The following is a 20,835-nucleotide window of genomic DNA, read 5'->3' on the forward strand; positions in this document are numbered from 1 at the left end:
CGGGCCGACCTACCATCCGAGTGCCGGTGTCTTGGGGACGCCCGCGCCCGTTGTATCCATGCTGCATTCTGTACCTGCGAAGGTGGGGAGCCTTCCCGCATGAACGCCACGCCCAACGTACCGGGGCAGCCGGGTCGCGACCCGGCGCTGTTGAAGCTTGCGCGCGAGGCCGCCCTTCCCGGACTGGTCGAGTCGTTCGCGACCGTGCTGGCACGCTTTGATGATGTGCTGTTCGACCGTGCCGGCACCGCCGGCGCGTCGCAGCTGCTGTTCCTGGACGGCATGCGCGAGCTGCGCCGTCGTCGCGACGACATCGTGGGTGGCTTCCGCGGCCATCTGGGTCGGGCCTGGGACGCGCTGGAGCGCGGCGAGCCGTTGTCGGCCGAAGCCACGCTGGCCGGCCAGGTCGAAGGCGGCCTGAGCCTGGTGCCCGAGCACGTGCTCGAATCGCGCCTGGCAGTACGCAATTTCGCCACCGTGCTGCTGCGCGACTGGAAGCCGGTGCTGGGTCGGCTGGACCGTCGCCTGGGTTGGATCGCCGGCGGCGTGGAACTGGATGCCGACCTCAATCCGATCAGCCCCGAACACATCGGCGTGGCGATCCATGAGGCCTTCGCAGACTGTGAACTGGCGCCGGAAGTGCGCCTGGTGCTGATCAAGCTGTGCGAGCGCGACCTGCACGCACCGATCGGCAAGCGTTACGAGAAGCTGGACGAGCAGTTGGCAGCGGCCGGCGTGATGCCGCAGATGTCGGCACCGCGCCGTCCCGCGCCGCGGCCGCCGTCGGCGCGCCAGGAGCTGGACGAACTGGTCGATGCGCTCGATCCCGAGGCGCAGAACGCCGACGACGCGGCGGCCCCCGCCTGGGCGCGTCGCTTCGCCGACCGCTGGGCCGCCAGCCGTGGCCGCATGCAGTCCGCGCAGGCCGCGCACGACAGTGCCAGCGAGGGCGGCGACGGCCTCAGCGGCAACCAGGGCATGCTGCTGGAGGCGCTGCACGAGTTGCTGCAGCAGACCCGGCATGTCCGCGAAGACGCCACCTCCGCCGCCAGCGTGGCGGTGGGGCAGCAGCGCCCGCTCAGCCAGCGCGAGATGATGTCGGTGCTGTCGCTGCTGCAGGCCACGCCAAGCGCGACCCTGCGCGCGGCGATCGGTGAGGACGGCGAATCGCTGGCCCAGCGCCTGAAGAGTGAAGTGCTGTCGGGTGCGACCCGGCTCGGCGTGGATCCGGCGCAGGCGCGCCTGGACCCGCAGGACGAGGATGCGATCGACCTGGTCGGCATGCTGTTCGATGTGATGCTCGACGAGCGCGACCTGGAGGGCCGCTCGCGTGAGCTGATCGGCCGGCTGGTGGTGCCGTTCGTGAAGGTCGCCATGCTCGACCGCCGCATGTTCGTGCAGAAGACCCACCCGGCACGCAAGCTGCTCAATTCGCTGGCCGAGGCCTGCGAAGGCAACATGGGCGAGAGCCAGGCCGAGCGCGTGCTGATGGGCAAGGTCGAAGAAATCATCGAACGCCTGGTGGCCGAGTTCAACGAGAACCTGGCGATCTTCCTGACCCTGGAAGAAGAATTCCGCGATTTCCTCACCCAGCACCGCCGCCGCATCGAGATTGCCGAGCGGCGCGCGGCCGAAACCCAGCGTGGCCAGGAAAAGCTGGAGATGGCGCGCACCCGCGCTGCCACCGAGCTCGACTGGCGCATTGCCGACACCACGCTGCCGCAGGCCCTGGGCGAGTTCCTGCGCCAGCCGTGGCAGCACCACCTCACCTTGGCCGTGCTGCGCGAAGGCGACGACGGTCCATCGGTCAGCGAGGCGCTCGCGCTCGCCGACGGGGTGCTGGAAGAAATTTCCGAGGCGCGCCGGCAGATCGTCGGCAAGCCGTGGCTGCAGGCCTGGCAGCCGGCGCTGCGCAAGGTGTTTGCCAGTGTCGGCGTCCACGCCGACGCGGCGACTGCCGCCATCGACACGCTGCACGACACACTGCAGTCGATCGCCGAATCGCGCCCGGAACTGGAACGCGCGCTGCCCGAGCTGCCGCAGGTGGTGCTGCCTGCGCCGCCGGCGCCGGAAAGCGGCGGGGTGGAGCTGGGCGGTAAGGTCGACGTCAGCGACTTCGACAATGCCGACGCCGACCGCTTCCGCGGCCTGGAGATCGGCAGCTGGCTCGATTTCGTCGACAAGGACGGCAAGGTCCAGGCCGGCAAGCTGTCCTGGGTAAGCCCGATTTCCCAGCGCCTGCTGTTCGTGAACCGCCGCGGCGTGCGCTTCTGCGTGGCATCGCCGGAAGAACTGGCGGTCATGGTCCGCCTGGGCCGCCTGCGCGCGCACATCGACGACGGCGCGTTCGACAGCGCCATGCAGGGCGTGATCGACCGGCTGGACACCAAGGGCGCTACGGTTCACTGAGGTTGCGTTCAACGTCAACGTCAACGGCAGCGTTTCAGGTGTTACGTGCTGGGGCGGCCGTCGGGCAGCCCCGCTCCGGGACACGCCGTGAACCGCCCTCCGGGCCCCGGCCCAACCGCAAGCGGTTGTGCGTTCAGTCGCACGCGAGGCATGCCTCGCAAGCAGTGCGCCTTCACCCATGGGGGCTGCTAGAAAACATCCATGTTTTCTAGCGTCCCTCCGGGGGCTACCCGTCGGCCGCCCCCGACAGAAGGTCGCGTGCGGTAAGAAAGAGCAGACACGCATGGCGTGTCCCTACGCGGATCAACTGGCGTCGTCGGCGCGGTAGGGGCGGTTCCCAAACGACTGCCGTTGCACCTTCCGCGCCGGTTGCGCATGAAAATGATCGGCCCCGGCTTTTGATCTTCGTTGGCCACCGACCCTCTGTCAAAGGCGGGTCGGGGTGGGTTTGCAGGGCCATGAGCCGCATGGGTCGGGCGCATGCGCCCGACGGGTTGGGCAGGAGCCCAACCCCGGTCTTGCCGTGTGCGCAGGACAGCGCACACGTGCAAGCGGCGACTGAGCTTACATGGACGTACTTGCAGCGTCCCCCGCAAACCCGCACCGTCCCGCCAATCCCAGGTGACACTGAGCTACAGGCTGTTCGCCCAAATGCATGAGGCTGCCGGGCAGAGCCCGGCACTCTCGCCATGCCGGATTTCACGCAGTGCTTCTTGAGGAAGGGCTCCGCAGCCGATCAATCGGGTTACGATCACCCCACTTACCGCTGCTCGGGGACATGCATGGCTGTCGAGGTGTTGGGGGTCAAGGAACACGCGCAGGGCGAACGGCGCGTGGCGCTGACGCCGGAGACGGCGCGCAAATTCATCGGGTTGGGGGCCACGGTGTGGATCGAACCCGGCGCGGGTACCGGCGCGGGCTTCGTCGACCAGGCCTACCTGGATGTCGGTGCGCAGCTGGCCGATGAGACCCGGCTTGGCCAGGCCGATATCGTGCTGTGCGTGCAGTCGCCGGAAACCGCGCGGCTGGGCCAGCTCAAATCCGGCGCCGCCCTGGTGGGCATGCTGCATCCGCAGGCCGATGCCGAACGCGCGGGGATGATCCAGTCGCGCGGGCTGCAGGCATTTCCGCTGGAGCGGCTGCCGCGTACCACGCGCGCGCAGTCGATGGACGTGCTCAGTTCGCAGGCCGGCATGGCCGGCTATAAGGCCACCTTGATCGCCGCGCAGCTGGCGCCGCGCTTCTTCCCGATGTTGACTACCGCCGCCGGTACCATCCGCCCGTCGCGGGTACTGGTAGTCGGCGCTGGTGTCGCCGGGTTGCAGGCCATCGCCACAGCGCGCCGTTTGGGGGCGCAGGTGGAAGGGTTTGATGTGCGCCCCGAAACGCGCGAGCAGATCGAATCGCTGGGCGGCAAATTCCTGGATCTGGGCGTGAGCGCTGTGGGCGAGGGCGGCTATGCGCGGCCGTTGACCGACGAAGAGCGCGCCGAGCAGCAGCGCCGCTTGGGCGAGCATCTGCGGTTGGTGGATGTGGTGATCTGTACTGCTGCGGTTCCCGGCCGTCCGGCGCCCAAGATCGTCAGCAGCGCGATGGTGCAGGGCATGCGCCCGGGCAGCGTCATCGTCGACCTGGCTGCCGAAACCGGCGGCAACTGCGAGGCCACGCGGCCGGGTGAGACCGTCGACGTCGGCGGCGTGACCGTCGACGGTCCGCTCAACCTGGCCAGCCAGGGCGCGGTGCATGCCAGCGAGATGTATGCGCGCAACCTGTACAACTTCGTCGCGCTGTTCCTGAAAGAGGGCGCGGTGGCGTTCGATTGGGAGGATGAGTTGCTGGCCAAAACCCGATGGATTGCGAACTGATATCGCGAAGCCACGCGTGAATCACATCCCGTGTTGGCGGTAAGTTCCGCGCGCATGGCGATGCGTTCATCGAACCGGCGCCCGCCTGTCATGGGGCGCGGCGTGGCTCTACCGCTTGGGTGGCAGATCCTTCGCCGGGTTGGCCTTCAACCACTCCTGCCGCTGCTCGGGGCTCATCTTCGCCCATCGCTCGCGCAGTTCATCGCGTTGCGCCGGGCTCATGCTGCGCATCTGCGCGAACAGCGCGCGGGCCTGCTCGCGCTGCTCCGGGCTCATGTTCTCGAAACGGTGGCGGCCGCGCCGGGCCAGCTCGCGCTGCTCCGGTGTCATGCTCTGCCAGCGTTGGCCGTGCTGCAGCATGCGCTCGCGCTGCGGCGGCGGCGCGTCGTTCCAGCGGTCGCGCACCGGCGCGATCAGCACCTCGCGCTGCTGCGGCGTGAGCTTGTCCCACTCCGGCAGCGCCGAGCTCTGCGCCCAGCTCGTCACGCTCAGCGTCATCAGCAGCAATGCCAGGGTCAGTCGCGGTTTCATGATCACTCCATTGCCAGGTCGGTCGTGCCCAGCCACACGTACATATCGGGATTCTCGTCGAGCATATCGCTGTTGTCATCGCCCGCGCTGGCCGCGACCTGCACCGGCGGTGTCACGGGCGGATGGACGGTGAAGCTGTAGCCCAGCCCCAGCGCGACCACCGCCGAACAGGCTGTGGCCAGCCACCAGCCGTGCACACGGCTACGCTGCGGGGCGGCATGGCGCGCAGCGCGCAGCCGCGCCAGCGTGGCAGGAGATAGCTGGGACACCGCCTGCGCGTGCAGCTGCTGCAGGGCGGCATCGTTCGTCAACGGGGGAAGCGGGCGGCTCACAGTTCGATCTCCAGGTGCTGCTGCAGCGCCTGCCGGGCGCGCGAAAGATGGGTTTTGACGGCGCCTTCGCTGCAGCCCATCGCGGCGGCGGTGGTGGCGCCATCCAGCTGCTGCAGCACGCGCAGGGTGAAGGCCTCGCGCTGGCGCGCGGGCAACTCGCGCAGCGCCTTCACCAGCTGCGCGTACTGGTCGCGCTGCTCGTGCGCCTGGGCCGGGTCCGGGCCGGGGTCGGCCCAGTCGATGTCGTGCTCGCCGCCCGCATCGTCGCTGCTGCGCCAGAAGCGCAGGCGGAAGCCGCGGCGACGCTGCAGGTCCACCACCCGGCGGCGCAGGATGCTCCAGAACAGCGGCGACCACTCGGCGGCGGGCTTGTCGCGGTAGGCCAGCATGCGCAGCATCGCGTCCTGCACCGCGTCCAGCGCATCGTCGCGCTGGCGCAGGCCGGCCTCGGCGAAGCGGAACGCGCGCGGGCCGATGCCGGCCAGGAACACGTCCAGCGAGACCGGCAGCGTGGCGTCGGTGTCGGCAGGCATCGTCGGCAGGGAGGAGCTCACCAGCACAGGGTAGCGCTCGCGCAGGGGGGATACGGTGACAACGCGCCAGCGCGGCATCGGTTGACCGGCCTGCAGAACGGTTCAGCGCATGGTTATGATGCAGGGGACGGGATGACCGCCTGGAAGAGGGACTGCAATGAGCGACGGGTTCGTGGCGTTGTACATCTTCATGCTGGCCGCGATCGCGGGCCACGTGATCATTTCGCGGGTGCCGGTGATCCTGCATACCCCCCTGATGTCGGGGTCCAACTTCATCCACGGCATCGTGCTGATCGGTGCCATGGTGGTGCTGGGCCACGCGCAGACGCCGCTGGAGAAGATCATCGGCTTCATCGCCGTGGTGCTCGGCGCGGGCAATGCGGCCGGCGGCTACGTGGTGACCGAGCGCATGCTCGACATGTTCAAGCCCAGCCAGAAGCGCGGTGACGGGGAGAAGGCGCCTTGAACGTCACCACCGCGCAACTGCTGCAGTGGCTGGTGCAGGTGAGCTACCTGGTCGCGGCCACCCTGTTCCTGCTGGGCCTGCAGCGCATGGCCTCGCCGATGACCGCGCGCAGCGGTATCCGCTGGGCCGGGCTGGGCATGCTGATCGCCACCGTGGCGACCTTCTTCCTGCCCGAGCTGCACAACGTGCCGCTGATCCTGGCGGCGGTGGCCATTGGCACCGGCGTGGCGTGGTGGTCGGCCAAGCGCGTGGCGATCACCGACATGCCGCAGATGGTGGCGCTGTACAACGGCATGGGCGGTGGTTCGGCGGCGGCGATCGGCGCGGTGGAACTGCTGCGGTTCTCGTTCCTGGCCAACCGCGATACCACCCACTGGAGTGAACAGGCCATTGCCGAGCTGGCCGCGCGCCAGCCGTCGGCCACGGTGCTGGTGCTGGCCATCGTGGGCTCGGCGATCGGCGCGGTGTCGCTGTCCGGTTCGATCATTGCCTGGGCGAAACTGGACGGGCGGCTGGACCGGCGGGTGACCTTCCCCGGCCAGCAGGCGTTCAACCTGCTGGTGGCGGTGGCCATGGTCGGCCTGGGGATCTGGGCCGGGGTAAGCCTGAGCCCGGTGGCGATCGTCAGCTTCTTCGTGGTCGCGCTGGCGCTGGGCGTGCTCATGACGCTGCCGATCGGCGGCGCGGACATGCCGGTGGTCATCTCGCTGTACAACGCCTTCACCGGCCTGGCCGTCGCCTTCGAGGGCTATGTGCTGGGCAACGAGGCGCTGATCATCGCCGGCATGATGGTGGGTGCCGCCGGCATCCTGCTGACCCGCCTGATGGCCAAGGCGATGAACCGGCCGATCAGCGGCGTGCTGTTCTCCAACTTCGGCGGGGGCGGCACGGCGCAGGAAATCACCGGCGCGCAGAAGCCGATCGAGGCCAGCGACGTGGCCGCCATGCTGGCGTTCGCCGAACGCGTGGTCATCGTGCCCGGCTACGGCATGGCGGTGGCCCAGGCCCAGCACAAGGTGTGGGAACTGGCGCAGCGGCTGATCGAGCGCGGGATCAAGCTCAAGTTCGCCATCCACCCGGTCGCCGGGCGCATGCCCGGGCACATGAACGTACTGCTGGCCGAGGCGGGGGTGCCGTATGACCTCATCGCCGACATGGACGACATCAACCCGGAATTCCCCACCACCGACGTGGTGCTGGTGATCGGCGCCAACGACGTGGTCAATCCCGTGGCGCGCACCGACCCGGCCAGCCCGATCTACGGCATGCCGATCCTGGACGTGGTCAATGCGCGCAATGTGGTGGTGATCAAGCGCGGCAAGGGCACCGGCTTTGCGGGCATCGAGAATGCCCTGTTCTACGCCGACAACGCGCGCATGCTCTACGGCGATGGGGCGGGAGCGGCCAGTGCGCTGGTCAGCGAGCTGAAGGCCCTCGACGGCGGACATTGACGGCATGTGTGCGGGAGTAGCCCCCTGAGTCAGGGGGCGGCCGCGAAGCGGCGGGGGTTTGGGGGAATGGTGATGCGCGGGGCCCGCGGTTTGCGCAGCGAACCGTGGGAGCGCCAGCGCAGAATGCGTTGGCGTTATCGCGCGACCCACCAGCCGACGACGAGCGCCACACCCAACCACAGCAGCTCCGCAGCCCCGTTGGCCAGCTGCAGCAGCGTGAAGGCCATGAACGGGCCCATCCGCAACGCAGAATTCCACGGATCCAGCCCCAGCGAGCCGCCCAGGTAGGCCGAGGCGATGCCCCAGTTGGCCGCCAGCGCCACCAGCAGGGTGCCGGCCAGGGTGATCCCGACCCGCAGCGGGCCGGCGCGCAGGCTGCCCAGGCGCAGCATGAACCCCAGTTCCAAGGCCACCAGGACGGCCATCCAGCCTGACTGGCGGCCGCTCAGCAGCGCGATGAACAACCAGGCCAGCGTGGCCGTGACGACTCCGATCAACAACAGCGGGGGCCAGAGCCAGTGGACCGACCTGGCGGGCGCAGACGTGGGCGACATGCATTCTTCCTTTGAGTCGCCACAGGATACCGGCTTGCGGGGTGACCGGCGCGTGGGCGGCCGCTGGGCTAAAATGGCCGCCTTGCGGGAATTGGCCGCGACCCCCATATCGATCCACATGTACTCCCGTAGCAGCGAACCCGTCCACTTCGAACGCGACTGCGAGGCCGTCATGGTCCCGCAGGGCGAAACCGTCACCCTGCCGGCCGGCAGCTATGGCTATATCACCCAGGCCCTGGGTGGCAGCTATACCGTGTTTGTCGAAGGCAATCTGTTCCGCATTGCCGGCAAGAACGGTGACGCCATCGGCAAGGACCCGGTCCCCGAGTTGGAACTGCCCGCCGACGCCTCCGACGAGGAGGTCGAAAAGCTGGTGTGGCAGCAGCTGCGGACCTGCTTCGACCCGGAAATTCCGTTCAACATCGTCGACCTGGGCCTGGTCTATGAAGTGGAGCTCAAGCACCTGGACAACGGTCAGCGCGAGGTGGACGTCAAGATGACCCTCACCGCGCCGGGCTGCGGCATGGGCGATATCCTGGTGGACGACGTGCGCAGCAAGCTGGAGATGATCCCGACGGTGGCCGAGGCCGATGTCGAGCTGGTCTTCGACCCGCCGTGGAACCAGCACATGATGTCCGAGGCGGCCCGCCTCGAAACCGGCATGCTGTAATTGATCCGCCGCAGGCGTCTTGGCGGCGTGTGTTCCCCGTAACCAGAACAGGAAATATCCGGTGTCCCAGTCTTCCGTGAGCTTCACCACCACCCGTTCCGCCCAGCCGCGCAGCAGCGAGGCGCGTGAGCGCATCCTGGCCGCCCCCGGTTTTGGTCTGCACTTCACCGACCACATGGTGGAAGTGCGCTGGGACAAGGACACCGGCTGGCACAATGCCAGCGTGCGCCCGTACGGCCCGCTGCAGCTGGACCCGGCCGCCGCCGTGCTGCATTACGGCCAGGAAATCTTCGAAGGCATCAAGGCCTACCGCCATGCCGACGGCTCGATCTGGACTTTCCGCCCGGACGCCAACGGCCGCCGCCTGCAGCGTTCGGCGCAGCGCCTGGCGCTGCCGGAACTGCCGGTCGACATCTTCGTCGAATCGCTCAAGCAGATGATCGCCGTGGACGCCGACTGGGTGCCGTCGGCCGACGAATCCAGCTTGTATTTCCGCCCGTTCATGATCGGCGATGAGGCCTTCCTCGGCGTGCGTGGCGCGCAGAAGGCCGGTTACTACGTGATCGCCAGCCCGGCCGGCCCGTACTTCGCCAAGGGCGTGGCCCCGGTGTCGATCTGGCTGTCCACCGAATACGCGCGTGCGGCCAAGGGCGGCACCGGCGCGGCCAAGTGCGGTGGCAACTACGCCGCCTCGCTGCTGCCGCAGCAGAAGGCGCAGGCGCAGGGCTGCTCGCAGGTGCTGTTCCTGGATCCGGTCGAAGGCAAATACCTGGAAGAGCTGGGCGGCATGAACGTCTTCCTGGTCTACAAGGACGGCACCCTGGTGACCCCGGAACTGTCGGGCAGTATCCTGGAAGGCATCACCCGCGAGAGCATCCTGCAGCTGGCCCGCGACCGCGGCATGAAGGTCGAGGAGCGCAAGGTCACCATCGACGAGTGGAAGCAGGGCGTGACCTCGGGCGAGATCGCCGAAGTGTTCGCCTGCGGCACCGCCGCGGTGGTCACCCCGATCGGCCAGCTCAAGGGCGAGGGCTTCGAGGTGGGCGACATCAACGCGCCGGCCGGCGAAGTGACGATGTCGCTGCGCAAGGAGTTGACCGACATCCAGTACGGCCGCCTGCCGGACCGCCACGGCTGGCTGGTGCGCCTGGACGCGTGATCTGACGCGCCGCCGTTGAACATCCAAGGCCCGCCTGGCAACAGGCGGGCCTTTTTTTGTGGGCGTCCGAAGGCAGCCACCCATGGGGTGGCTCTACGTTCGGGCCGTGTCGCGCAGCCACCCATGGGGTGGCTCTACGTTCGGGCCGTGTCGCGCAGCCACCCATGGGGTGGCTCTACGTTCGGGCCGTGTCGCGCAGCCACCCATGGGGTGGCTCTACTGTTGACGGCAGGTAGAGCCACCCCATGGGTGGCTGCTCCAAAACGATCCAAATCACGCTAACCCGTTGATGCGCAAGCCTTGTCTTGCCATTGACGCATAAGACAGTGACGTAGGACACGGAATGCCGCGATGCAGACACGTGGCCTATCAAAAAGTTTCTTCACATTCACAAACCCTTGACCCTGAATGTCTCAGATCGAAACTTTCACAAGCCTGAAAGCGGGCTGAAACGTTGTTGGGGTCGGTCGAAACCACTAGCGTCCGGGGTCGGGCGGTTCGTAAGGGGAAACCGATCCATCTTTCAGGTTCGATCCGCGCCATCTCTCCAAAGCGACCGGATCGCGCCGACCTCCGCCGCATCGACGGCATCTTTCAGTCTTAAAGGGAAATCCGATGTCTCATGATTCGCAGCACCGCGTGCGTCAGCGTGCATTGGTTGTACTGGGTGGTTCGGTTCTCTCGACCCTGCTGCTTGCCGCCCCGGCCTTTGCCGGCGATGTGCAGCTGAGCGGGTTGTCCTCCGCGCCGACCCACCAGCGCTTCATCGTCAAGTACAAGGACGGCAGCACGGACGTGGCCACCCCGACCGCGCTGGCCAGCTCGCTCAAGGCGGCGGCGTCGGCGGTGCCGGCCGCGCAGGGTCGCGCGCTGGGCCTGCAGAAGCTGCGCCAGCTGGCCATCGGGCCGACCGTGGTCAAGGCCGACCGTCCGCTGGATGCGGCCGAGTCCGAACTGCTGATGCGCCGCCTGGCGGCCGACCCCAACGTGGAATACGTTGAGGTCGACCAGCTCATGCACGCCACCCTGGTGCCCAACGATGCGCGCCTGTCCGAGCAATGGGGCTTCGGCACCAGCAATGCTTCGATCAACGTGCGCCCGGCGTGGGACAAGGCCACCGGCACCGGCGTGGTCGTGGCGGTGATCGACACCGGCATCACCAACCATCCCGATCTGAATGCCAACATCCTGCCCGGCTACGACTTCATCAGCGATGCCGCCATGGCGCGCGATGGCGGTGGCCGCGACAACAACCCGAATGACGAAGGCGACTGGTACGCCGCCAACGAATGCGGATCGGGCATTCCGGCCTCCAATTCCAGCTGGCATGGCACCCACGTGGCCGGCACCATCGCCGCGGTGACCAACAACAGCACCGGCGTGGCCGGTACCGCGTACAACGCCAAGGTGGTGCCGGTGCGCGTGCTCGGCAAGTGCGGCGGCTACACCTCCGACATCGCCGACGCGATCGTGTGGGCCTCCGGCGGCACCGTCAGCGGCGTGCCGGCCAACGCCAACCCGGCCGAAGTGATCAACATGTCGCTGGGTGGCGGTGGCAGCTGCTCGACCACCTACCAGAATGCGATCAACGGCGCGGTCTCGCGTGGTACCACCGTGGTGGTGGCAGCGGGCAACAGCAATGCCAACGTGTCCACGTCGGTGCCGGCCAACTGCGCCAACGTGATCGCGGTGGCCGCCACCACGTCCGCCGGTGCGCGCGCCAGCTTCTCCAACTACGGTGCCGGCATCGACGTGTCCGCGCCGGGCCAGGCGATCCTGTCCACGCTCAACAGCGGCACCACCGTGCCGGGCGCTGCTTCGTATGCGTCCTACAACGGCACCTCGATGGCGGCGCCGCATGTGGCCGGCGTGGTCGCGCTGGTGCAGTCGGTCGCGCCGACCGCGCTGTCGCCGGCGGCCGTCGAGACCCTGCTCAAGAACACCGCCCGGGCCCTGCCGGGTGCCTGCAGCGGCGGCTGCGGCGCGGGCATCGTCGATGCCGATGCGGCGGTGACGGCGGCACTGGGCGGGACCAACCCGAACCCGGGCACCGGCACCGTGCTGCAGAACAACGTGCCGGTCACCGGCCTGGGTGCGGCCGCGGGGGCCTCGCTGGCCTACACCGTCACCGTGCCGTCGGGCAGCACGCAGCTGAAGGTCACCATTGCCGGCGGTAGCGGGGATGCCGACCTGTACGTGCGCTCGGGCAGCGCGCCGACCGACACCGTGTACAACTGCCGCCCGTACCTGAGCGGCAACAACGAGACCTGCACCATCAGCGCACCGGCGGCTGGCACCTGGCATGTCCGGGTGAAGGCCTACTCGACCTTCTCGGGTCTGACGCTGACCGCGCAGTACTGAGCCCAGCCCCTCTCCAGTGGGCAGCGCCCCGGCCTCGGCCGGGGCGTTTTTGTTCATCCGAGGCTTGAAGCGGTGCCCGCCTCAAGCCTCCTCGAATCGATTCGCGGCGACGTTCTTGCGCACGTGTTCGGGATTCCAGATGCGGCCGTTCATGGCGATGTACACGCCCGGCTGCAGCGACTGCACCGCGCCGATCGCGCAGCCGATGTTGAATTCGGCATCCGAACCCCGGAAGCGCGCCGGGCTCAATGCGCCGGTCATCACGATGGTCTTGTCGGCAATGCTCTTGAGCACCTGGCCGGTCTGCACCATCGAGTCGGTGCCGTGGGTGACCAGCACGTGGCGGGTAGGCTGCGCGGCGATGGTGGCGCGGATCAGTTCGCGGTCCTCATCGGTGATGTGCAGCGAGTCCTTGCGCAGGATCGGAATCACGTTGAAACGGAAGGTAACGCCCAGCTCGCGCAGGATCATCCCGATCTGCGGATCGCCGATCTGGTAGTCCGACTTGTCGTCGAAGTAGATCTTGTCGATCGTGCCACCGGTGGTGATGATCAGTAGTTCTTCCATTGCAGCAATCCTGGTTGACGGTGAGCTGCGCGGCAACGACCCGCGCCCGGACGCCATGATACCGCGCGATCCCGTGGCGCCGGGCGCTGCCCGGCGGCCTCAACGCTTCTTCGCAAACCGCCTGCGCAGCCCGGGGGCGCAGGACACGCCGATCACCGCCAGCGCCAGCAGCAGCTCCAGCCAGGCCCACAGCGCCGTTTCCGGGTGGCTCCAGGCGCTCATCACGCCATGGCTGAACCAGAACAGCGCCAGCACGCCGGCCCAGAACATCGCGTTGCCACGCCCCGTCAGCACGCCAACGGCCAGCAGCACGGGCGGGGCGGTGAAGACCAGCTGGCTGGCCAGCCAGTGCTTGTCATGCGCGAACCAGACGGCGAATACCGCCGCCAACGCCAGCAGCAGTGTGGCCAGGATCCCCTTCTGCGCGCGCGCGTTCATCCCAGCCGCCGTGCGATGTCGGCCACCCGGCGACCCAGTGCGCGCGCCAGGATGGCCTCGTCCTCGCTCGGTACCGGGTTGTCGTCCGCACCGGCCACGTGGCTGGCGCCGTAGGGCGTACCGCCGGTGGTGGTGTGGCTGAGCGCCGGCTCGGTGAACGGAATGCCGACGATCAGGCAGCCGTGGTGCAGCAGCGGCACCTGCATCGACAGCAGCGTGGACTCCTGGCCGCCGTGCAGCGAGGCGGTCGAGGTGAACACCCCGGCGGGTTTGCCGGCCAGGGTCCCGTTGACCCATTCGGCGCCGAGTCCGTCCAGGAAGTGCTTGACCGGTGCGGCCATGTTGCCGAAGCGGGTAGGGCTGCCCAGCACCAGCCCACTGCATTCGGCCAGGTCCTCCACGCTGACATACGGCGCGCCTTCGTCGGGCACCGGCGGGCGGGCGGTCTGCGTCACTGCCGCCACCGGCGGCACTGTGCGCAGGCGCGCGCCCATGCCGGGCACTTCGCCGATGCCGCGCGCGATCTGGCGCGCAAGCCGCGCCACCGAACCGCCGCGGCTGTAGTACAGCACCAGGATCTCCGCCATCTCGCTTCCGTTGTGTCCAGTCGAGCCGCAGTATGGCATTGCCTCCACCCGGCTTCAGGTACCCTTGCCTCGATGGAACCCCTGGATACCCTCAACCTCTGGATGGAACGCGTGCGTGACCGCGCGCGCTCGGCCAGCTTCGGCCGCTTCCTGTGGCGCCGCTTCCTGGACGACCGCCTGTTCCAGGCCGCCGCCTCGCTGGCCTACACCACCGTGTTCGCGCTGGTGCCGCTGGCCATCGTGGTGTTCGGCGTGCTGTCGGCGTTTCCGGTGTTCGACCGCTGGAGCGACACGCTCAGCGACTATGTATTCTCCAACTTCGTGCCCAGTGCGGCGCGTGCCGCCGAAGGCTACCTGCGCCAGTTCTCGGCCAGTGCAGGCCAGCTCACCGCGGCCGGCTTCATCGCCCTGGTGGTATCGCTGCTGATCACCCTCAACAGCGTGGAGCAGACCTTCAACCAGATCTGGCGGGTCAGCTCGGCGCGCCCCAAACTCACCCGCTTCCTGGTGTACTGGACGGTGCTGACGCTGGGCGCGATGCTCGCCGCCGCCTCGCTGGCGGTGTCGGCGCGGGTGTTCGCGCTGCCGCTGTTCGGTACCAGCGAGGGGCGGCTGCTGGCCAACGCCTCGCTGACGCTGGCGCCGATCCTGATCGAATTCGTCTGCATCATGCTGGTCTACCGCGTGGTCCCGCATCACCTGGTGAAGTGGCGGCATGCCATTCCCGGCGCGATCCTGGCGGCGGTGATGCTGGAGCTGGTGAAGTGGGGCATGGGCGCCTACCTGGGCAGTTTCCAGTCCTATCAGAAGCTCTACGGCACGGTGGCGTTCGTGCCGATCCTGCTGCTGTGGATCTACCTGTGCTGGGTCTCGGTGCTGCTCGGTGCATCACTGGCCTCGTCGATTGCCGCGTTCCGCTACCAGCCGGCCGACCTGCGCCTGCCCACCGGCTATGAGATCTACGGCCTGCTGCGGCTGATCGGGCGCTTCCAGCAGGCGCGGGTCGACGGGCGCGGTCTGGATGACGACGAGATCCTGCGGCTGGAGCCGATGCTGACCGACTCGCTGCTGCAGACCATGCTCTGCGACCTGGAGGCGATCCGGGTGGTACGCCGCGACGAGCAGGGCGAGTGGCTGCTCGCGCGCGACCTGGAGAAACTCACGCTGGCCGATCTGTACGAAACCACGCAGATGCGCATTCCGGTGAAGGAAGCCTACCTGCCGTACCGCGAGGACAGTCTCGGCATCGCCTCGGTGGCCGCCCTGGACGCGCTGCGCCTGCCCCTGCGCGAGCTGCTCAAGCGCCGCGTCAGCGATATCTATTCCACCCCCGGAGAAAAATGATGACCCTCAAGCCCCTGCTGCTGGCCGTGAGCCTGCTCGCCCTGGCCGGCTGCAACAAGCCCGCCGCGCAGCCCGACGCCGCCGCGCCGGCACCGGCGCCCGCACCGGTGGCCGATGCACCGGCGGCGGTCGACCCGGCCACACCTGCCGACGCGGTCAGCGACCGCAAGACGGCCGATCAGCCCCGGCTGGTCGCGCCGGCGCTCGACGGCAGCACCTATGACCTGGCCGCGCACCGTGGCAAGTGGGTGGTGGTGAACTTCTGGGCCACCTGGTGCGCACCGTGCCGCAAGGAGATGCCGGAGCTGTCGGCCCTGCATGCCATGCGCGAGGAGATCGAAGTGGTGGGCCTGGCCTTCGAGGACATCGAGCCCGTCGAGATGAAGGCGTTCCTGCAGAAGCGTCCGGTCACCTATCCCATCGTGATCGTGGACACCTACAACCCGCCGGAAGACTTCGCCATTCCGCGTGGCCTGCCGATGACCTACCTGATCGCGCCCGATGGCAAGGTCGCCAAGGAATTCCTGGGCCCGGTCACGGCGCACGACATCGAAGCGCGGATCGCGCAGGGTAAATGACGCGGTAAAACCCGACGGGCTAAACCCGTCGGTGCGCGTATCAATCGTCGTCGCCAACGCCAAACGGCTTGATCGGCTTCAACACCCCGTACTCCTCATCGTGCAGCTTCCCCTTCAACGGCGGCAGCTCGGGGATCGGGTCATCCACGCTCGTATCCGGCAAGCGGTCGAGCAGGTTGCGGATCAGGCCCAGCCGGCCGCGTTTCTGGTCGTTGAAGTCCACCAGCGTCCACGGCGACTCCTCGCGATGGGTGGCGCGCAGCATCGCCTCGCGCGCCTCGGTATAGGCGCTGTACTTGCTGCGTGACTTCAGGTCCACCGGCGACAGCTTCCAGCCCTTCAGCGGGTCCACATGCCGGTCAGCGAAGCGCTTCTCCTGCTGTGCCTGGTCCACGGTCAGCCAGTACTTGAACAGCAGGATGCCGTCGTCGGCCAGCAGCTTCTCGAACACCGGCGTCTGCGCCAGGAACGCACGGTACTGCGCTTCGGTGCAGTAGCCCATCACGTGTTCGACCCCGGCGCGGTTGTACCAGCTGCGGTCCATCAGCACGATTTCACCGGCGGCAGGCAGGTGCGATACATAGCGCTGGAAATACCACTGTGTGCTTTCGCGGTCGGTCGGCTTGGGCAGCGCCACCACCTTGCACTGGCGCGGGTTGAGGTGCTCGGCGATGGCCTGGATCGCACCGCCCTTGCCGGCGGTGTCGCGGCCTTCGAACAGCACCAGCACCCGCTGCCCGGTGTGCTGCACCCACCGCGCCATGGTGGTGAGTTCCAGCTGCATCGGTTCGAGCAGCGCCTTGTACGCCTTGTTCTTCAGCTTGCCCATGCGTGCCTCGCGATCAACAAGAGCCCCCAGATTACACGGGAGCGTCTGATGGCCCCGTAACGGTGCGTGGCTACCCAACGTCCGGTCAGACGCCCTTCCACCCGTGTTCCCGCGCCATCCCCTCGACCTGCACACGGAAATCCTCCGCAAACCCCGCCATGTCGAACACGCCGCTGGTTTCCCGCGCGGTCGCCAACCTCGCGCGCAGTGCCGCCAGCGCTGCCGGGTCGTTGCCGAGCGCGACGGCGGTCGCCACGAACGCGCGATCATCCGCGACATTCATCTCGTCCATCCGCAGATGGTGGTTGAGGCTGCCAGCCACGCGCGAGGCAAACGTCCCGCCGGGGCAGGTGAGGACCGGGCAGCCGGCCCACAGCGCATCGGAGGCGGTGGTGTGCGCGTTGTACGGATGCGTGTCCAGGAACAGGTCGGCGTGCCGGTAGCGCGCCAGGTAAGTTGGATGCGGCAGCTTGGGCATGAACACCAGCCGCGCCGGATCCAACCCGGCCCCGTGCGCGGCCGCGCGCAGGCGTGCATCGGCATCGCCGGGCCCGGACAGCAGCCACAGCACGCTGCCCGGTACGCCCTGCAGCACCGCGAAGGCGCGCTGCATGCTGCGCGGGTTGAGCTTGTAGCTGTTGTTGAAGCAGCAGAACACCACGCCCTGCGCAGGCAGCCCGCAGGCCTCGCGCGTGGGTGCGGCTTCCACCATGCGGGTGTTGTCCGACGGCTGGAAGGCGCGGGGCAGGCGACGCACCTGCTCGCTGAAGGCCGACGCCATTGCGTCCGGCAGCACGTAGCCATCCGCCAGCACGTAGTCCATCCACGCCGCACCGGAGGTGCCGGGATACGCCAACCAGTTCACCTGCACCGGCGCCGGCCGCAGCGCCAGCACCGCCGGCGTGCCGCCACCGCCCCAGCCACGCAGGTCGAACAGCACGTCGATGCCCGCGTCGCGGATGCAGGCCGCGATGGACGGGTGTGGCAGCGACGCGACGTCGTGCAGCACGTCGGCGGCCGCCTGCAGGCGCGCGCGGATGGCGCTGCCGTCATCGCCATTGAGCGCGAACAGGTGCAGTTCCAGCGGGCCGCGTGCACGCAACTGCTCGAACAGGGCCACGGTCAGCAGCCCGGTCGGGTGCGCGCCGAAGCCATTGGACAGGAAGCCCACGCGCAGCCGCCCCTGGCGGCGGACCTGCGTGGCCGGCAATGCGCGCAGTCCGTCGGCAATGGCGGCCGCGCGTTGGCGTGCGCAGGCCAGCTGCTCGGCGGCGCTGCTGTCTTCGCTGAGGAAGGCGAACGGCTCGACGACGGCCTGGCCGTGTGCCACCGCCTGCCGTACCTGGTTCGACAGCGCGTCGATGCCGCGCCAGTCGCACAGCCGGCGCTGCCAGTTGAGCAACTGCGCGGTGATGTAGGGCTCGCCCGGCAGCAGACGATGCGCATGCCGGTAGGCATCGGCGGCGGCCTCGGGTTGGCCGGCGTCTTCCAGCGCATGACCCAGCCACAGGGCGATGCCCGGGTGTTCGGGTACCAGCGCCGCAGCTTGGCGCAGCAGCGCGGCCGCCTCGTCGTGACGGCCCTGCATCCAGCGCGTGCGGCCGAGCCGGGCCAGCGCCTCGGGGTGGCCGGGGCGCAACTGCAGGGCGCGCGCGGCGGCGTGCTCGCCGGCCGCGGTGTCGCCGGCCTCCAGCTCGGCATCGGCCAGCATCACCCAGGCGATGAAGTCGTGCGGGTTGCGCTGCACCGCGCCGCGCAGCTGGACGCGCTGCGGATCCATGCTCAGGCGCCTGCGGACAGCTGGGCCAGTTCGTCGGCCTGGTGTTCGTGGATCAGGCGTTCGACCAGCGTATCCAGTTCACCGGCAATGATGTTGGGAAGGTCGTACAGGGTCAGGCCTTCCACGCGGTGGTCGGTGATTCGGCCCTGCGGGAAGCTGTAGGTGCGGATGCGCTGGCTGCGGTCGCCACTGCCCACCTGCAGCCGGCGGCTTTCCGCGGTTGCTGCGGCCTGCTTGCTGCGCTCGCTGTCCAGCAGCTGCGCCTTCAGGCGCTTCATCGCCTTGTCGCGGTTGGCATGCTGGCTGCGTTCGGTCTGGCATTCCACCACCACGCCGCTGGGCACGTGGGTGATGCGGATGGCCGACTCGGTCTTGTTCACGTGCTGGCCGCCGGCGCCAGAGGACCGGAACGTGTCGACCCGCAGGTCGGCGGGGTTGATGACGATCTCATCGACCTCGTCGGCCTCGGGAATGATCGCCACGGTGGCGGCCGAGGTGTGGATGCGGCCCTGCGACTCGGTCGCCGGCACGCGCTGCACGCGGTGGGTGCCGGACTCGAACTTCAGCTTCGAATACGCGCCGCGGCCGACCACGCGGGCCACGATTTCCTTGTAGCCACCATGCTCGCCGGGGCTGTCCGATTCGATCTCGACCTTCCAGCCCTGGCGCTCGGCGTAGCGGGCGTACATGCGGAACAGGTCGCCGGCGAAGATCGCCGCCTCGTCGCCACCGGTGCCGGCGCGCACTTCCAGGAACAGGTTGCCGTCGTCGCGTGGATCGCGCGGCACCAGCAGCAGCGCCAATTCCTGGTCCAGCTGCTGCAGGCGCTCCTGCGCGGCGGTGATCTCTTCTTCGGCCAGCTCGCGCAGGTCCGGGTCGGCGCGCATCGCTTCGGCGGCGGCCAGGTCGGCCAGCGCGCGCGATTCATCGGCCAGCGCGGTGGCGATCGGCTGCAGCTGCGCGAACTCGCGCGAGAAGTTGCGGAAGCGCTCGTTGTCGCTCACCACGTCCGGGTCCGCCAGCAGGCGTTCAAGTTCTTCGCGGCGCTCGGCCAGCGCTTCCAGCTTACGGCGCAGGGTCGGCGTCATCGTTGCTCACAGAAACAGGAGGGTGTTGGTAACCCGGCTTGGCCGGGAACAGGCGCTCGGCGGCGCGGGTCAATTCGGTATCGCCGGTCAGGGCCGCCGCACGCAGCGCGGCCGTCGGCGGGTGCAGCAGGCGATTGGTCAGGCCGTGCGCGAGCAACTCCAGCACCTCGTCGGGCGATTTGCCGTGGGCCAGCTGCTGGCGGGCCTTCTCCAGCATTTCCACCCGGGTGGCCTCGCCGTAGGCGCGCAGCTGCAGCAGCGGCGCCTGGTGGGCGCTGGCCTGCAGGGTCTCGACGAAGCGCGCCACCTGCAGGTCGATGATCGCCTCGGCCTCGGCGGCGGCCTCGCGGCGGCTGCGGCGGTTGTCTTCCACCGCCCGCTCCAGGTCGTCCACGGTGTACAGGAACGCATCCTGCAGCTCGCCTACGCTGCTCTCGATGTCGCGCGGCACCGCCAGGTCGAACAGCAGCATCGGCTTGTGCTTGCGCGAACGCAGTGCAGCGGCGACCTGCGCGCGGGTGATGACCGGCTCGCGCGCGGCGGTGGCCGAGAACACCACGTCGGCTTCGCCCAGGTGGCGCTCCAGTTCGGTCAGCGGCAAGGCCACGCCGCCATGGCGGGTGGCCAGGTCCTGGGCATGGGCGAGGGTGCGGTTGGCGATCAGCAGGCGGCGCACGCGCCCCTCGCTGAGGTGCCGGGCGGCCAGTTCGATGGTTTCGCCGGCGCCCACCAGCAGCACGGTGGAGTCTTCCAGCCGCGCGAACGAGTTCTGCGCCAGGCGGACGGCGGTGGAGGCCACCGAGACCGGGTTGGCGCCCACGCGCGTATCGGTGCGCGCGCGCTTGGCCACCGAGAAGGTCTGCTGGAACAGCCGGTCCAGCCGCTGCCCGAGCAGCCCATGGTCGCGCGCCGTGGCCCAGGCATCCTTCACCTGGCCCAGGATCTGCGGCTCGCCCAGCACCATCGAGTCCAGCCCGGTGGCGACCCGGAAAAGGTGGCGTACCGCATCGGCATCGGCGTGCTGGTACAGGTAGCCCTGCAGCTGCCCGGCGTGCGACTCCAGCCACTGCGCCAGGGCCTCGCCCGATTCGGCCACCGCATAGAGCTCGGTGCGGTTGCAGGTGGACAGCAGCACCGCCTCGGCCACCTGCGGGGTATCACGCAGCGACGCCAATGCCTGGGGCAGGGCGTCGCCGCCAAAGGACACGCGTTCGCGCAGTTCCACTGGCGCGGTCTGGTGATTCAGTCCGAGCACCCACAGGGTCATTGTTCAGTTGCTTGCGATAAGCTGCT

At 68.5% G+C, this 20,835-nt stretch carries 20 protein-coding genes; 9 read left to right on the plus strand and 11 right to left on the minus strand.

All coding sequences use genetic code 11. The annotated features are described in order from the left end of the window. The first annotated feature begins 99 nt into the window (after nt 1–99). Nucleotides 100–2,409, plus strand: coding sequence for a DUF1631 domain-containing protein (locus tag ACOZHM_RS18895; RefSeq protein WP_421570843.1), 2,310 nt, complete (start codon nt 100–102; stop codon nt 2,407–2,409). A 782-nt stretch (nt 2,410–3,191) separates the two neighbouring features. Continuing rightward, entirely contained in the window at nt 3,192–4,274 is a 1,083-nt protein-coding gene (locus ACOZHM_RS18900) for an NAD(P) transhydrogenase subunit alpha (RefSeq protein ID WP_421570844.1), read from the plus strand. Between the two features lie 108 nt (nt 4,275–4,382). Here ACOZHM_RS18900 and ACOZHM_RS18905 read toward each other — a convergent pair whose 3' ends face one another. The 3 genes from ACOZHM_RS18905 to ACOZHM_RS18915 are packed head-to-tail and all read right to left on the minus strand — an operon-like array spanning nt 4,383 to nt 5,748. After that, the gene (locus ACOZHM_RS18905) at nt 4,383–4,805 is read right to left on the minus strand and encodes a DUF3106 domain-containing protein (protein WP_421570845.1); all 423 of its coding nucleotides are present in this window, start codon (nt 4,803–4,805) and stop codon (nt 4,383–4,385) included. Between the two features lie 2 nt (nt 4,806–4,807). Further along, nucleotides 4,808–5,137, minus strand: coding sequence for a hypothetical protein (locus ACOZHM_RS18910; protein ID WP_421570846.1), 330 nt, complete (start codon nt 5,135–5,137; stop codon nt 4,808–4,810). Then, a complete protein-coding gene (locus ACOZHM_RS18915) occupies nt 5,134–5,748 on the minus strand; it encodes an RNA polymerase sigma factor (protein WP_421570847.1) in 615 nt (204 codons plus the stop codon). The genes ACOZHM_RS18910 and ACOZHM_RS18915 overlap by 4 nt, the downstream gene beginning before the upstream one ends. 79 nt (nt 5,749–5,827) lie before the next feature. On the opposite strand from ACOZHM_RS18915, the gene ACOZHM_RS18920 reads away from it, so the two are divergent. Together ACOZHM_RS18920 and ACOZHM_RS18925 are read left to right on the plus strand one after the other, a co-directional pair. Next, complete coding sequence (locus ACOZHM_RS18920) at nt 5,828–6,136, plus strand: NAD(P) transhydrogenase subunit alpha (RefSeq protein ID WP_421570848.1); 309 nt, start codon at nt 5,828–5,830, stop codon at nt 6,134–6,136. Then, nucleotides 6,133–7,587 (plus strand): NAD(P)(+) transhydrogenase (Re/Si-specific) subunit beta, encoded by a 1,455-nt coding sequence (locus ACOZHM_RS18925; RefSeq protein ID WP_421570849.1) that lies wholly within the window; start codon nt 6,133–6,135, stop codon nt 7,585–7,587. Before ACOZHM_RS18920 ends, ACOZHM_RS18925 begins: the two co-directional genes overlap by 4 nt. Before the next feature lie 134 nt (nt 7,588–7,721). On the opposite strand, the gene ACOZHM_RS18930 is transcribed toward ACOZHM_RS18925, so the two are convergent. After that, nucleotides 7,722–8,141: a hypothetical protein gene (locus ACOZHM_RS18930; RefSeq protein WP_421570850.1), complete on the minus strand. Its 420-nt coding sequence runs from the start codon at nt 8,139–8,141 to the stop codon at nt 7,722–7,724. Between the two features lie 118 nt (nt 8,142–8,259). Here ACOZHM_RS18930 and sufT point away from each other — a divergent pair, with 118 nt between their 5' ends. The 3 genes from sufT (at nt 8,260) to ACOZHM_RS18945 (ending at nt 12,331) form a co-directional block, all read left to right on the plus strand. Further along, nucleotides 8,260–8,811, plus strand: coding sequence for a putative Fe-S cluster assembly protein SufT (gene sufT / locus ACOZHM_RS18935; RefSeq protein ID WP_421570851.1), 552 nt, complete (start codon nt 8,260–8,262; stop codon nt 8,809–8,811). A 61-nt stretch (nt 8,812–8,872) separates the two neighbouring features. After that, the gene (locus ACOZHM_RS18940; RefSeq protein ID WP_421570852.1) at nt 8,873–9,970 is read left to right on the plus strand and encodes a branched-chain amino acid aminotransferase; all 1,098 of its coding nucleotides are present in this window, start codon (nt 8,873–8,875) and stop codon (nt 9,968–9,970) included. A 615-nt stretch (nt 9,971–10,585) separates the two neighbouring features. After that, nucleotides 10,586–12,331, plus strand: a complete 1,746-nt coding sequence (locus ACOZHM_RS18945; protein ID WP_421570853.1) for a S8 family peptidase — start codon at nt 10,586–10,588, stop codon at nt 12,329–12,331. A gap of 81 nt (nt 12,332–12,412) precedes the next feature. On the opposite strand, the gene ACOZHM_RS18950 is transcribed toward ACOZHM_RS18945, so the two are convergent. From ACOZHM_RS18950 to wrbA, 3 genes are all read right to left on the minus strand, one after another. Next, the gene (locus ACOZHM_RS18950) at nt 12,413–12,898 is read right to left on the minus strand and encodes an asparaginase domain-containing protein (RefSeq protein WP_421570854.1); all 486 of its coding nucleotides are present in this window, start codon (nt 12,896–12,898) and stop codon (nt 12,413–12,415) included. Nucleotides 12,899–12,997: 99 nt separating this feature from the next. Beyond that, entirely contained in the window at nt 12,998–13,336 is a 339-nt protein-coding gene (locus ACOZHM_RS18955) for a DUF2069 domain-containing protein (protein ID WP_421570855.1), read from the minus strand. Beyond that, nucleotides 13,333–13,923 (minus strand): NAD(P)H:quinone oxidoreductase, encoded by a 591-nt coding sequence (wrbA, locus tag ACOZHM_RS18960; protein ID WP_421570856.1) that lies wholly within the window; start codon nt 13,921–13,923, stop codon nt 13,333–13,335. Before wrbA ends, ACOZHM_RS18955 begins: the two co-directional genes overlap by 4 nt. A 72-nt stretch (nt 13,924–13,995) precedes the next feature. Between wrbA and ACOZHM_RS18965 the strand changes: the two genes are divergently transcribed. Both ACOZHM_RS18965 and ACOZHM_RS18970 read left to right on the plus strand, forming a co-directional pair. Further along, nucleotides 13,996–15,267, plus strand: a complete 1,272-nt coding sequence (locus tag ACOZHM_RS18965; RefSeq protein ID WP_421570857.1) for a YihY family inner membrane protein — start codon at nt 13,996–13,998, stop codon at nt 15,265–15,267. Next, entirely contained in the window at nt 15,267–15,845 is a 579-nt protein-coding gene (locus ACOZHM_RS18970; protein WP_421570858.1) for a TlpA family protein disulfide reductase, read from the plus strand. Before ACOZHM_RS18965 ends, ACOZHM_RS18970 begins: the two co-directional genes overlap by 1 nt. 40 nt (nt 15,846–15,885) lie before the next feature. Here the strand turns inward: ACOZHM_RS18970 and ppk2 are convergent, their stop codons facing one another. From ppk2 to hemA, 4 genes are all read right to left on the minus strand, one after another. Continuing rightward, nucleotides 15,886–16,674, minus strand: a complete 789-nt coding sequence (gene ppk2, locus ACOZHM_RS18975; protein WP_421570860.1) for a polyphosphate kinase 2 — start codon at nt 16,672–16,674, stop codon at nt 15,886–15,888. Nucleotides 16,675–16,759: 85 nt separating this feature from the next. Then, complete coding sequence (locus ACOZHM_RS18980; RefSeq protein WP_421570861.1) at nt 16,760–18,454, minus strand: tetratricopeptide repeat protein; 1,695 nt, start codon at nt 18,452–18,454, stop codon at nt 16,760–16,762. 2 nt (nt 18,455–18,456) lie between these two features. Beyond that, nucleotides 18,457–19,542: a peptide chain release factor 1 gene (gene prfA, locus ACOZHM_RS18985; RefSeq protein WP_421570862.1), complete on the minus strand. Its 1,086-nt coding sequence runs from the start codon at nt 19,540–19,542 to the stop codon at nt 18,457–18,459. Next, on the minus strand, nt 19,520–20,809 hold the full coding sequence (hemA, locus tag ACOZHM_RS18990; protein WP_421570863.1) for a glutamyl-tRNA reductase: 1,290 nt from the start codon (nt 20,807–20,809) through the stop codon (nt 19,520–19,522). The genes prfA and hemA overlap by 23 nt, the downstream gene beginning before the upstream one ends. Nucleotides 20,810–20,835 lie beyond the last annotated feature (26 nt).

The sequence above is a fragment of the Stenotrophomonas sp. PD6 genome (assembly GCF_049199305.1).
In the GTDB taxonomy this organism is placed as follows: Bacteria; Pseudomonadota; Gammaproteobacteria; order Xanthomonadales; family Xanthomonadaceae; genus Stenotrophomonas.